We start from the raw sequence: 13,099 nt of genomic DNA, 5'->3' as shown, positions 1-13,099 counted from the left end.
TTCAGTCCTCGCTCGGAAAGGTCACGCCCGGATCGGCGCTGCGCAGGTAAAGACATAACTGGGCGCCGCCTTCGGGATGGTTGGCCAGGGTCAGCTCGCCATCCAGGGCGCGGGCAAGGGTATCGCAGATGGCCAGACCCAGGCCCAGGCCCTGGGTGCTGGTCTTGGTGGTGAAGAAGGGCTCGCGGGCGCGTTGCAGGGCCTCGGCGCTGAAGCCGGGACCGTTGTCGCGCAGGGTCAGCAGGATGCCTTCTTCGTGTCGCTCGGCACGCAGCCAGATACGTCGCCCCGGTGGTCGCTCGTTCAGTGCATCGAGGGCATTGGCCAGCAGATTGGACAGAATCTGCCGCAGCCGTGTCTCGCCGGCCTGGACCCAGAGGGTCGCCTCCGGCAGATCGCGGATCAGCTCGACCCCCATGCCTTGGCGGCGCTTGGCCAGCAGCGCCAGGGCATCGTCCAGCGCCGGCTGCAGCGCTACCCGCTCGGGCGCATGGCGGTCGCGGCGGGCGAAGGCGCGCAGGTGGGCAATGATCGAGGCCATGCGCGCGGTGAGTTCGCTGATCAGCCGGAGGTTGTCACGCGCCTCGTCGTTGCGCTGCTGGTCGAGCAGTACCCCGGCATTGTCGGCATAGCTGCGGATGGCGCCCAGCGGCTGGTTGAGCTCGTGGCTGATGCTGGCGCTCATGGTACCCAGCGCCGACAGCTTGCCGGCCTGCAGCAGTTCGTCCTGGGCGCGGACCAGTTCCTGCTGGGCCTGCTCACGTTCCAGGACTTCCTGCTTGAGACGGCTGTTGAGTGCCTCCAGGTCCTGGGTGCGCTCCTGCACGCGGCGTTCCAGCTGCTGTCGTGCTCTGGCATCCAGGGCGATGCGTTCAAGGTAATGTCGCCGCCGCTGCATCCACAGGCCGACCAGCAGCAACAGTGCGGCGAGGGTGGCGCCGCCGATGGCCACCACGGTGCGTACCGGGCGTTCGAGCAGGGTGATGGGGGCGAGGATGCGTACCGTCCAGCCGGTTTCCTTCAGTTCGCGGCTCTGGATCAGCCAACGTTCGATATCCAGCGTCAGGGGCTGTGGCGTGATTGTCGGGTAGGGCTGGTCGAAGGCGATCTGCTCGCGTTCCTCGGCATCCAGGGCGCGGCTGGCACGGAAGCGCCAGTCGGGGCGGGAGGTGAGAATCACCACGCCGAAACTGTCGGTAACCAGCAGTTGTTCGGGGGCATTGCCCCAGAGCGTTTCGGTGTGGTCCAGATCGACCTTGACCACCAGTACGCCGAGAGTGCCCTCATCGTCGCGTACCGCCGCACCGAAATAGTAGCCGCGCTTGCCGGAAGTGTTGCCCAGACCGTAGAAGCGCCCGAGCTGGCCCTCCATCGCCTGGCGGAAATAGGGGCGGAAGGCGAAGTTGCGGCCAATGAAGCTGTCTTCGGCATCCCAGTTGGAGGTGGCCAGGGTCAGCCCGTTGGTATCCATCAGATAGATGACGTCGGCACCCGTCTGCTGGCGCAGCCGGTTCAGCAGGCGATTGGCCTGATCGGTCAGGGCGGGGCTTTGGCTGTCACGCAACAGGCTGCGCAGGTCCGGCAGGTCGCCGAGAATGCGCGGCAGCACCTCGTATTGGCGCAGGGTGCCGAGCAGGTTGGCGACGTAGAGGTCCAGGGTCTGGCGGTTCTGTTCGATCCGTTCGTTGCGGTAATAGCGCTCGGCCAGCTGTTGCAACGGCCACAGCAGCGGCGCGAGCAGCAGCGTCAGCAACGCCAGGTTGCGCCAGCGTGGGCGACGGAGGGATTCGGGTGGAGTCATGCGGATGCGCCTGGGATTCGCGCACATTATGCACACTCAGGGCTGCTTGGGAGCCACGACTTGTCAGGCGTTCTGGATAGCCTGCACCTGCATGCCGTGTGCGGCGGCCTGAGGGCTGCGTGGGCTGGACAGGCAGTCCTGTAGCGCCGCTTCCCAGTCGGGGAGCTGGAGGTTCCAGTCGTGTTGCAGCTGAGCGCAGTCCAGGCGTGAATTGAGTGGGCGCTGGGCGGCGGTCGGGTAGTCCTTGGAGGCAATCGGTTCGAGCCTGGCGCGCAACCGGTCCTGTTGCTTGAGGTGTTCGGCAATGCTGCAGGCGAAGCCGTACCAGGAGGTTTCGCCGGTGGCGGACAGGTGATACAGGCCGCTGAGACTGCCCTTGCCGGTGCGCCACTGCTGCACGATCCCGGCAGTGGCCGTGGCAATGCTGCCGGCCCAAGTCGGCGCGCCGATCTCGTCGTCGACGATCGACAGCGCGTCACGCTCCTGCATCAAGCGTTGCATGGTCAGCAGGAAGTTGCGCCCGTACAGCGAATAGACCCAGCTGGTGCGCAGGATCAGATGCTCGCCAGCGACAGCCTGGATGGCCTGTTCGCCGGCCAGCTTGCTCTCGCCATAGACGCTCAGCGGCGCAGTCTGATCATGTTCCTGATAAGGCGCGGGCTTGCGTCCATCGAATACGTAGTCGGTGGAATAGTGAATCAGCGGGACATCGAGGCGTGCTGCTTCTTCCGCCAGCACGCCGGGTCCTGTGGCGTTGACCGCGAAAGCCTGTTGGCGGTCGCTCTGCGCGGAGTCGACGGCGGTATAGGCCGCCGCGTTGATGATCAGGTCGGGACGCAGCAGGCGAACCTGCTGGCGAATCTGCTCCGGTTCGGCCAGGTTCAGGGCCTGATGACCGAGTGCAAGCACCTTTCCTTCACCGGCGAGTGCCAGCTGCAGCTCTTGCGACAGTTGCCCCTTGCTGCCGGTGACCAGGATCTTCATGGAAAAAGTTCAACCTCACTCAGGCGTTTGCCTGCGATGTCCTTGGCGGACAACTGCGGCGATTCGTCGATGGGCCATTCGATACCCAGTTCGGGGTCGTTCCACAGCAGGCTGCGCTCATGCTCCGGCGCATAGTAGTCGGTGGTCTTGTAGAGGAACTCGGCACTCTCGCTGAGGACCACGAAGCCATGCGCGAAGCCTTCGGGAATCCACAGCTGGCGCTGGTTCTCGGCGCTCAGGCGGGTGCCGGTCCAGCGCCCGAAGCTCGGCGAGCTGCGGCGCAGGTCCACGGCCACGTCGAACACCTCGCCGGCCACCACCCGCACCAGTTTCCCCTGGGGTTGCTGGATCTGGTAGTGCAGGCCGCGCAGCACGCCGCGCTGGGACTTGGAATGGTTGTCCTGGACGAAACTGCGCGTGAGCCCGGTCGCCGCCTCGAAGGCTGCGGCGTTGAAGCTCTCGTAGAAGAAACCACGCGCGTCGCCGAAGACCTTCGGTTCGATGATCAGCACATCGGGGATGCTGGTTTCGATGACCTTCATGGGTTTTCCCCGGCGATCTTGAACAGGTACTGGCCATAGCCGGTCTTGCCCAGTGCATCGGCGCGGCGCAGCAGCTGTTCGCGGTCGATCCACTTGTGCTGGTAGGCGATTTCCTCCAGGCAGGCGACCTTCAGGCCCTGGCGATGCTCGATGGTCTGCACGTACTGCGAGGCTTCCAGCAGGCTGTCGTGGGTGCCGGTGTCGAGCCAGGCGAAGCCGCGACCGAAGCGCTCGACGTTGAGGTCGCCACGCCTGAGGTAGGCATTGTTGACGTCGGTAATCTCCAGCTCGCCGCGCGGCGAGGGCTTGATCGACTTGGCGATCTCGATCACGTCGTTGTCGTAGAAGTACAGACCGGTGACCGCATAGCTGGACTTGGGCTGCTGCGGCTTTTCCTCGATGGACAGCGCCTTGCCGTTCTCGTCGAAGTCGATCACGCCGAAGCGCTCGGGGTCCTTGACCCAGTAGCCGAACACCGTGGCGCCGCTTTTCTGCGCCGAGGCGCGCTGCAGCTTCTCGGTGAAATGCTGGCCGTGGAAGATGTTGTCGCCGAGGATCAGGCACACCGAATCGTCGCCGATGAATTGCTCGCCGATCAGGAAGGCCTGGGCCAGGCCGTCCGGCGAGGGCTGCTCGGCATAGCTGAAGCTGACCCCGAACTGGCTGCCGTCGCCCAGCAGGTTGCGGTACTGCGGCAGGTCCTGTGGTGTGGAGATGACCAGGATCTCGCGGATGCCGGCGAGCATCAGCACCGAGATCGGATAGTAGGCCATGGGTTTGTCGTAGATCGGCAGCAGCTGCTTGGATACCCCGAGGGTGATCGGGTGCAGCCGGGTGCCGGAGCCGCCGGCGAGGATGATTCCCTTCATGCGATGTTCTCCAGGGCGCCGAGGCGCTCACGTTGATAGCTGCCATCCTGTACGCGACGGCACCATTCGAGGTTGTCCAGATACCACTGCACGGTCTTGCGCAGGCCGGTCTGGAAGGTTTCCTGCGGGACCCAGCCCAGCTCGCGCTCGATCTTGCCGGCATCGATGGCGTAGCGCAGGTCGTGGCCGGGGCGATCCTTGACGAAGGTGATCAGGTCTTCATAGCGCGCCACGCCTTCGGGCTTGCTCGGCGCCAGCTCTTCCAGCAGCGCGCAGATGCCGCGCACCACGTCGATGTTCTTCTGCTCGTTGTGGCCGCCGATGTTGTAGGTCTCGCCGACCTTCCCTTCACTGACCACCTTGAACAGCGCACGGGCGTGATCCTCGACGTAGAGCCAGTCACGCACCTGGGCGCCGTCGCCGTAGACCGGCAGCGGCTTGCCATCCAGCGCGTTGAGGATCACCAGCGGGATCAGCTTCTCGGGGAAGTGATAGGGGCCGTAGTTGTTCGAGCAGTTGGTGATCAGCACCGGCAGGCCGTAGGTGCGCTGCCAGGCACGGACCAGATGGTCGGACGAAGCCTTGCTCGCAGAATAGGGCGAGCTGGGCGCGTAGGGCGTGGTCTCGGTGAACAGGTCGTCGACGCCGTGCAGGTCGCCGTACACCTCGTCGGTGGAAATGTGATGGAAGCGGAAGGCTTCACGACGGCCTTCCGGCAGGCTCTGCCAGTAGGCGCGGGCAGCTTCCAGCAACTGGTAGGTGCCGACGATGTTGGTCTGGATGAACTCGGCCGGACCGTCGATGGAGCGATCGACATGGGATTCGGCGGCCAGGTGCATGATGGCGTCCGGCTGGAACTCCAGCAGCGCTTCGCTGACCCGCTCGCGGTCGGCGATGTCGGCCTGCAGGAACTGATAGCGCGTATCGCCATCCACGTGCGCCAGGGATTCGAGATTGCCGGCGTAGGTGAGTTTGTCCAGGTTGAGCACGCTGTGCCCGGTGTCGCGAATGAGATGACGGATCAGGGCCGAACCGATGAAACCGGCTCCGCCGGTGACGAGAATACGCATGATGGGTGGACTTCCTTGGCGTGTTGCAGGGCGGCAGGTTCTAGCATGTCGGCTGATAGACCGGTTGAGCAGGCAAAAATTCCGAAACTGCAGATGGCGGCGCTCTGCGCGCGACGTATTTAGCATAACAGGCGCCAATCCTCCGCAATGATGGCGAACTTGCATCGGTGTGTCGGCGACGGCAAGCTGTCTGGTATTTGAGCGAAGCGGCTTTGATTGTCGGCAAGAAAAACAAAGGAGTGCATACCCTGCCACTCGATTCGGATTTTCAGGGCGTTGCGCCCCCGCCCGGCCTCGGGGTGGCCGAGGCCAGCCTGGCGACCATCCTCGACCGCCTCGATGCGTTGGTGTACGTGGCGGACATGGACAGCCACGAGCTGCTGTACGTCAACGCTTACGGTCGCCAGAAATGGGGTGATTTCCATGGGCGCAGGTGCTGGCAGGTGCTGCAGGACAACCAGGATGGCCCCTGCGGCTTCTGCAGCAATTCCCGGCTGCTGGATGTCGATGGCAAGCCTTCCGGCGTGCATGTCTGGGAATTTCAGAACACCCGCAATGGCCACTGGTATCAATGTCGTGACCAGGCCATCGAATGGACTGACGGGCGCATCGTGCGGCTGGAGATCGCCGCCGACATCACTGATCGCAAGCGCATGGAGCAGGCGCTGGAAAAGGCGGTTGCTCGTGCCGAGGCGCTGGCACGAACCGACGAGCTGACCGGGCTGAACAACCGTCGAGCCTTCTTCGACCTGGGCGAGCGCTTCTGCCGGCGTGCGCGTGCCGGTTATCCGGTCGCTGTGCTGATGTTCGATGTCGATCATTTCAAACATATCAATGACACCCACGGCCATGCTGCCGGCGATGCCTTGCTGCGCGCCATTGGTCAGCGGTTGCCGCCCCTGCTGCGCCCGGGGGATGTCTTGGGTCGCATGGGTGGCGAGGAGTTCGCGGTGCTGCTGCCGGATACGCGCATGCAGCAGGCCTGGGCGATTGCCGAGCGCCTGCGCGCCGATATCGAATCGCTGGTGGTCGAGTGCGAGGGGCGCTCGCTTGGCTGCACCGCAAGCTTTGGCGTGGCGGTGCACGAGCATGAGGCGGTCTGCCTCGATACGTTGCTGGGCGAGGCCGACCAGGCGCTGTTGCAGGCCAAGCGCTCCGGGCGCAATCGTATCCAGACGGCGGCTTGTGCGGAGCCTTCTTAGCGCAGCGACTTGCGCAGCCGCGACAGGGCGCCGACGAAGAAGGCGCTGCCAATCACTGCCAGCGCCAGCAGCTGCGGCCAGACGATGTTGATCCCGGCGCCGCGAAACAGGATCGCCTGGGCCAGTTCGACGAAGTGTGTGGTCGGTGCCGCCAGCATGATGTGCTGCACTGCCTCCGGCATGCTTTCGCGCGGGGTCATGCCGCCGGAAAGGATCTGCAGCGGAATCAGCACCAGGATGATCAGCAGGCCCAGCTGCGGCATCGAGCGCGCCAGGGTGCCGAAGAAGATGCCGATGGAGGTGGTGGCGAACAGGTGCAAAGCGGCGCCGCCCATGAACAGCAGGATCGAACCCTGGATCGGCACCTGCAGCCAGCCTTCGACGACGAGGCGCAGGGCGAAGGCTGAGGCCAGCAGCACCACCAGCCCCATCGACCAGACCTTGGCCGACATGATCTCGAAGGGCGTCACCGGCATCACCAGCAGGTGTTCGATGGTGCCGTGCTCGCGCTCGCGGATCAGCGCGGCGCCGGTGAGGATGATCGAGAGCATGGTGATCTGGTTGATCACTTCGTTCACCGCGCCGAACCAGGCGCGCAGCAGGTTCGGGTTGAAGGCCGTGTGCACCACCGCCCGCACGGGATAGGCATCGACCTGGCGGTAGCGGCTGAGAAATTCCGCGACTTCGGCCGTGATGATCTGCTGGATGTGCCCGGCGCCGGTGAAGGCCTGGCTGATCTGGGTGGCGTCGACATTGAGCTGGATACTCGGCTGGCGCCCGGCGAGCAGGTCCTGCTGGAAGTTCGGCGGGATATTCAGCGTGAAGGTGTAGCGCGCGGCGTCCATGCCGCTGTCCATCGCGGCCAGGTCAATGGCTTTGGGTGGCAGGAAATAGGGCAGCTGGAAGGCGTTGACGATACGCGTCGAAGCCTGCGACTGGTCTTCGTCGATGATGCCGATGGTGGCGCGGTGCGGTGCCTCGGGCACGCCGGTGGCGCTGGAGTAGATACCCAGCGTGAAGGCGTAGACGATCAGCAACAGCAGCGCCGGGTCGCGGTACAGGCTGCGCAGCTCCTTGATGCCCAGTTGCAGGATGTTGGAAAGCTTCCTCATTTCACTTCTCCTGCTTTTTCAGGCCGGCGACGCTGAACAGGGTCAGCAGCGGAATCGCCAGCAGCAGGGGAATGAAATAGGGATACAGCTCCGCCAGCCCAAGGGATTTGGAGAACACGCCGCGGCTGATGATCAGGAAGTGACTGGTGGGGTAGATATTGCCGATGAAGGCGCTAGCGCCCTCCATGGCAGAGATCGGATGCATCAGGCCGGAAAACTGTACCGCCGGCACCAGGGTGGCGATGGCGGTGCCGAAGATGGCTGCGATCTGGCTGTTGAGGATTGACGACATCAGCAGGCCCAGCGCAGTGGCGCAGATGACATAGAGCAGCGCACCGAGCGTCAGCGTCAGCAGGCTGCCCTTGACCGGCACGCCGAAGACCAGCACCGCCAGCGCCACCAGCATGAAGAAATTGATCATGCCCAGGGCGATATAGGGCAGTTGCTTGCCGAGCAGGAATTCCAGGCGCGTCACCGGTGTGACGTAGAGGTTGGTGATCGACCCCAGCTCCTTCTCACGCACCACGCCGAGGGCGGTGAGCATCGCCGGGATCAGCATCAGCAGCAGCGGAATCACCGCCGGCACCATCGCTGGCAGGCTCTGTACGTCCGGGTTGTAGCGGTAGCGCAGGGCGATATCCACCGGGCTGCCAGCCTCGTGGCCGGCCTCGCGCGCCAGTTGCTGCAGGTAGCTCAGGTGGATGCCCTGTACGTAGCCCTTGATGGTGTCGGCGCGCATGGGCATTGCGCCGTCGATCCAGAAGCCCACTTCAGGCGGGTTGCCGCGTTTCAGGTCGCGTCCGAAATTCGGTGGGATTTCCACCGCCAGGCTGATCTGGCCGCTACGCATGCGCTGCTCCAGTTCGCCATAGTCGTGCAGCGGCGCGCGTTCGCTGAAGTAACGTGAGCCGGCGATGTTCTGCACATAGGCCTGGCTGGTGGTGGTCTGGTCGCGGTCGAGCACCGCGAAGCTGAGGTTTTCCACGTCCATGTTGATGCCGTAGCCCATGATGAACATCAGCATCAGGGTGCCCAGCATGGCCAGGGTGGCGCGAATCGGGTCGCGGCGCAGCTCCATCGCTTCGCGTCCGCTGTAGCTGAGCAGGCGTTGCAGGCTGAAGCGTGATTGCCGTGCGGCGGCATCGCTGGCGATCGGTTCGGCCTGGAGCGTCTGCGGCGTGGCATTGGTGGCTGGCCCTTCGCCGGTGGCGTCTTCCAGATAGGCGATAAAGGTCTGTTCCAGCGTCGGCAGGCCGCGCTTGGCCATCAGCGCGCGGGGCGAGTCGCTGTCGAGTACGCGCCCGGCATGCATCATCGACATGCGGTCGCAGCGCAGCGCCTCGTTCATGAAGTGGGTGGAGATGAAGATGGTCACGCCATCATCGCGTGACAGCCGGATCAGCAGCGCCCAGAAACCGTCGCGTGCCACCGGATCGACGCCGGAAGTAGGCTCGTCGAGGATCAGGATTTCCGGTTTGTGGATCACCGCCACCGCCAATGACAGACGCTGACGGACACCCAGCGGCAGATCGTTGGGCAGGCTGTCGGCGACCGACTCCAGGCCGAAACGCGTCAGCATCTCGCGTATCCGCTCGGCATGCTGGTTTCTGGGGATGTGGAACAGCCGTGCGTGCAGTTCAAGGTTCTGCACGACGCTCAACTCGCCATACAGCGAGAAGGCCTGCGACATGTAGCCGACCCGGCGGCGGGTGTCGATATCGCGCGGGTCCACCGGCTGGCCGAACAGGAAGGCCTCGCCCTCGCTGGCGGGCAACAGACCGGTGAGCATCTTCATGGTGGTGGTCTTGCCGCAGCCGTTGGAGCCGAGAAAGCCGAAGATTTCCCCGCGCTCGATGCGAAAGCTCACCTTGTCCACCGCGACGAAATCGCCGAAACGCAGGGTCAGGTCGTGGGCCTCGATGGCGCTTTCCGGCTCGCCGCCGGCCTGCTGGCGCGGCGGAATCACCAGCGCGCGGTGGTCGCGGCGCTTTTCTTCCGGCAGCAGGGCGATGAAGGCGGCTTCCAGATCATCGCTGCCGGTACGGTTCAGCAGTTCGGCGGGAGTGCCGGTGGCCAGCATGCGACCTTCGTCCATGGCCACCAGCCAGTCGAAGCGTTGCGCCTCGTCCATGTAGGCGGTGGCTACCAGCACGCTCATCTGTGGGCGATTCTGGCGAATGCGGGCGATCAGTTCCCAGAACTGGTTGCGCGCCAGCGGGTCGACGCCAGTGGTGGGCTCATCGAGGATCAGCAGGTCGGGGTCGTGGATCAGCGCGCAGCACAGGCCGAGCTTCTGTTTCATGCCGCCGGAGAGCTTGCCCGCCGGGCGTTCGGTGAAGGCGGCCAGGCCGGTACTGTGGGTGAGGTCGGCGATGCGCCGCTGGCGCTCCTCGGCATCCTGGCCGAACAGCCGGCCGAAGAAGTCCAGGTTCTCGAATACGGTGAGGGTCGGGTAGAGATTCTTGCCCAGGCCCTGCGGCATGTAGGCGATGCGCGGACAGACCCGGCGGCGATGCGCGGCATCGGCCATGTCGCCGTCCAGCACCTGCACCCGGCCCTGCTGCAGCCGTCGCGCACCGGCGATCAGCGCCAGCAGGCTGGACTTGCCGACGCCATCCGGGCCGATCAGGCCGACCATGCAGCCTGCCGGCAACGCCAGGCTCAGGTCGTCGAGAGCAAGGGTTCTGCCGTAGCGCAGGGTCAGGTTTGCGACCTGCGCCACTGGCGTTGCGTCCGGCGTCATGGCGCTACGTTGACGCGCAGGTGTTCGGGCCATTCGGCATCGGCGTCGAGCTTGAGGTAGGCCATGCCGGGCAGGCCGGTCTTGACCTGGTCCATGTGCTTGCTCAGCAGTTCGGGATCGAGCCGTGCCTTGACCCGGAACATCAGCTTCTCGCGCTCGCTCTCGGTCTCGACGGTCTTGGGCGTGAACTGCGCGACGCTGGCCACGTAGCTGACCTTGGCCGGGATTACGTATTGCGGCGCCGCATCGATCACCAGATGCACGTCGGCGCCGATGGCGACGCGGCCCGCTTGTCGCTCTGGCAGAAAGAAGGTCATGTAGACATCGGCCAGATCGACCAGGTTGAGCAACTTGCCGCCGGCACCCAGCACCTCGCCGGGCTGGGTCACACGGTACTGCACGCGGGCGACGCGATCGCTCTTCAGCTCGCTGTCACGGATATCCGCCTGCAGCCGGGCGACGCTGGCCTGGGCCGCTTCGACCGCCGATTGCGCCTCGATCACCTGAGATTTCGCCGCGGCAATCCCTGCCTCTGCCGACAGCACCTGCGAGCGTGCCGCCGCCAGGGCGGCCTGGGCGCTCTGCATCGCCGCCAGATCATCATCGAGCTGCTGGCGTGCCATGGCGTTGCGCGCCACCAGGGTTTCGGTGCGCTGGTGGCGCTTCTGCGCGGCGGTCAGTTCGGCGCGGCGCTGATGCACCACAGCCTCGGCGGTGGCCTTCTCGCTTTCGCGCATGGCGACCATGGACTGCGCAGTGAGGATGGCATTCTCGGCCTGGCGCACCTGGGCGCGGGCCTGGTTGAGTTGCGCCAGCAGCACCTCGGTATCCATGCGTGCGAGCACCTGGCCCGGCTGGACGAAGTCGCCCTCATCGACATTGATTTCCAGCACGCGCCCGGCCAGCTTGGTCGCCACGTCGATCTCGGTGGCCTCGATGCGTCCGTTGCCGCTGGCGAAGCTATCGCCCAGGCCGCTGGGGCGCAGTTCGTTCCAGATCAGCACGGCGATGACGGCGATAACGCCGCCGATGGCCAGAAACCTGAGGATTCGTGCCTGGTTCATGATCACTCCGCTTGGCCTGATGGTCGGACCCATTGTGCAGCAGGGCCGACAGCGGCATGTTCATCTGGATCAATTTCGGTGCACTCCATGAACATTCTGCGAGCCCTGGTTGCGAGCCGGCTCGGTCCGGGGTGCGCCGGTCGTTATCGGGTCAGCTTGCGTGCCTGCTCGAAGGTCCAGTCGAGCAGTTCGCGGCTCAGGTCGTCACTGGCCCGGCCAAAGGCCTCGACCACGCTTTCGACGCTGGGATCGGCGCTGGGCTGGCGAATCTCGAAGCGACGGTTGCCCAGGGTCTGGTGGTTGTGCTGGCTGACAAGGCGCACATCGAGGCGGATCACCACCTGCGGCGCGCCATCGACGTAGACGCTCTGGAAGGCGCGCAGGTCGCTGTGCAGGGCCAGATCGGCGGGCAGGTTGTCGTCCTCGTTGCTCACCGAAGGCATGCGACCGTCATGCTGGAAGGCTTCGATCAGGCGGTCGCGCAGCAGCGCGGGCGCGGCATCGCTCCAGCGCGCGCCCTGGTAGGCGCTGATCTCGTTGCCTTGTGGGACCACGGCAATGCGTGGGCTGGACAGAATGCGGCTGGCTTGCGGCGTATTGATGCGCAGCGCGTATGGCTGCGCCTGCTGTTCGGCCTGTGCCGGCGCCAGGTCGCTGGTCGGCAGCAGGAAGATCCGCAGCGGTTCGGGCGAAGGCAGTATCGAGCAGGCCGAAAGCAACGCCAGCAATCCGCCCAGCAGGACGAGGCGAGAAGGTGAGTGAAGTCGAATGCTCATGGGGTGAACTCCTGCAGTCTTTCACGTCCGAGCAGGAAGCCGCTCGGGTTGTCTTCCAGGCGCTGGGTGACGCGGCGCAGGGCGCCGAGGGTGCTGCGCAGCTCGTTGATCGCCGGCCCCAGTTCGTTGAAACCCTGCAGGCCGTTGTTCAGCGCGCCCTCGTTCTCGGCCAGGAGCTGGTCGAGGCGGGCGGTGCTGCGATTCAGGGCATTCATCGATTGCGCGGCGCTGTCGAGGACACTGCGGCCCTGGTCGTCGAGCAGGCCGTTGGCGTTGTGCGCCAGGCTGGAAAGCTCGCTCATCAGGCCATTGGCCTGCTGGCTGAGCTGGCCGAACTGCTCCAGCGCGCGACCGATGTCGCCGCGCTGTTCGGACAGCACGCTGGTGGCCTGTTCCAGGTGTTCCAGGGTACGCGACAGGCGCGTGGTGTTTTCCTCGGAGAAGATCTGGTTGGCGCTGAGCAGCAGGTTATTGATGTTGCTCATCAGATCTTCACCGTTTTCCAGCAGCGCGCTGAGCGAGGAGGGGTCGGCGATGATCAGCGGCGGATCGTCACGCGAGCCTTCCAGGCGCGGGCTTTCCGGCGTACCGCCGTGCAGTTGGATGACCATGCTGCCGGTGATGTTGGCCAGCGCCAGACGCGCCTGGGTGTCGGTCTTGATCGGTGTGCCGCCATACACGCGAATACGGGCGCGGACCTTGCGCGGGTCCTCGGGGTCGAGCCACAGCTCGGTGACGTCACCGACCTTGATGCCGCTGTATTCAACCGAGTTGCCTGTGGACAGACCGCTGACCGCCTGCCTGAAGCCGACGTCGTAATAGCTGTATTCGCGGTCCATGCTCGACTTGCCCAGCCAGAGGGCGAAGAGCAGCGCGCAACCGACCGCGATCACGGTGAAGAGTCCGATCAGGACATGATGGGCACGGGTTTCCATT

General features: G+C 64.9%; 11 protein-coding genes. 1 reads left to right on the top strand and 10 read right to left on the bottom strand.

From position 1 onward, the window contains the following. Position 1 precedes the first annotated feature (1 nt). The 5 genes from ACYCFC_RS15900 to rfbB all read right to left on the bottom strand — a co-directional run bounded on the left by ACYCFC_RS15900 (position 2) and on the right by rfbB (position 5,266). Positions 2 to 1,801: a sensor histidine kinase gene (locus ACYCFC_RS15900; RefSeq protein ID WP_181084612.1), complete on the bottom strand. Its 1,800-nt coding sequence runs from the start codon at positions 1,799 to 1,801 to the stop codon at positions 2 to 4. Positions 1,802 to 1,864: 63 nt separating this feature from the next. Further along, the gene (gene rfbD, locus ACYCFC_RS15895) at positions 1,865 to 2,785 is read right to left on the bottom strand and encodes a dTDP-4-dehydrorhamnose reductase (RefSeq protein ID WP_459652201.1); all 921 of its coding nucleotides are present in this window, start codon (positions 2,783 to 2,785) and stop codon (positions 1,865 to 1,867) included. Continuing rightward, complete coding sequence (gene rfbC, locus ACYCFC_RS15890; protein ID WP_459652200.1) at positions 2,782 to 3,327, bottom strand: dTDP-4-dehydrorhamnose 3,5-epimerase; 546 nt, start codon at positions 3,325 to 3,327, stop codon at positions 2,782 to 2,784. Before rfbC ends, rfbD begins: the two co-directional genes overlap by 4 nt. Continuing rightward, positions 3,324 to 4,196 (bottom strand): glucose-1-phosphate thymidylyltransferase RfbA, encoded by an 873-nt coding sequence (gene rfbA / locus ACYCFC_RS15885; RefSeq protein WP_312254359.1) that lies wholly within the window; start codon positions 4,194 to 4,196, stop codon positions 3,324 to 3,326. Before rfbA ends, rfbC begins: the two co-directional genes overlap by 4 nt. Further along, a complete protein-coding gene (gene rfbB / locus ACYCFC_RS15880; RefSeq protein WP_181084605.1) occupies positions 4,193 to 5,266 on the bottom strand; it encodes a dTDP-glucose 4,6-dehydratase in 1,074 nt (357 codons plus the stop codon). Before rfbB ends, rfbA begins: the two co-directional genes overlap by 4 nt. A gap of 239 nt (positions 5,267 to 5,505) precedes the next feature. Between rfbB and ACYCFC_RS15875 the strand changes: the two genes are divergently transcribed. Further along, the gene (locus tag ACYCFC_RS15875) at positions 5,506 to 6,468 is read left to right on the top strand and encodes a diguanylate cyclase (protein WP_219852664.1); all 963 of its coding nucleotides are present in this window, start codon (positions 5,506 to 5,508) and stop codon (positions 6,466 to 6,468) included. Here the strand turns inward: ACYCFC_RS15875 and ACYCFC_RS15870 are convergent. The 5 genes from ACYCFC_RS15870 to ACYCFC_RS15850 form a co-directional block, all read right to left on the bottom strand. Then, positions 6,465 to 7,580, bottom strand: a complete 1,116-nt coding sequence (locus ACYCFC_RS15870) for an ABC transporter permease (RefSeq protein ID WP_181084603.1) — start codon at positions 7,578 to 7,580, stop codon at positions 6,465 to 6,467. The genes ACYCFC_RS15875 and ACYCFC_RS15870 overlap by 4 nt on opposite strands. Before the next feature lies 1 nt (position 7,581). Further along, a complete protein-coding gene (gene rbbA, locus ACYCFC_RS15865) occupies positions 7,582 to 10,323 on the bottom strand; it encodes a ribosome-associated ATPase/putative transporter RbbA (RefSeq protein WP_181084768.1) in 2,742 nt (913 codons plus the stop codon). Continuing rightward, a complete protein-coding gene (locus tag ACYCFC_RS15860) occupies positions 10,320 to 11,387 on the bottom strand; it encodes an HlyD family secretion protein (RefSeq protein ID WP_181084601.1) in 1,068 nt (355 codons plus the stop codon). The genes rbbA and ACYCFC_RS15860 overlap by 4 nt, the downstream gene beginning before the upstream one ends. A gap of 143 nt (positions 11,388 to 11,530) precedes the next feature. Further along, a complete protein-coding gene (locus ACYCFC_RS15855) occupies positions 11,531 to 12,163 on the bottom strand; it encodes an ABC-type transport auxiliary lipoprotein family protein (protein ID WP_459652199.1) in 633 nt (210 codons plus the stop codon). After that, positions 12,160 to 13,098 (bottom strand): MlaD family protein, encoded by a 939-nt coding sequence (locus ACYCFC_RS15850; protein ID WP_459652198.1) that lies wholly within the window; start codon positions 13,096 to 13,098, stop codon positions 12,160 to 12,162. The genes ACYCFC_RS15855 and ACYCFC_RS15850 overlap by 4 nt, the downstream gene beginning before the upstream one ends. Position 13,099 lies beyond the last annotated feature (1 nt).

This window comes from Stutzerimonas sp. NM35 (assembly GCF_054604355.1).
Note: the sequence above shows the minus strand (reverse complement) of the source record. Positions and strands in the feature narration are given on the sequence as shown.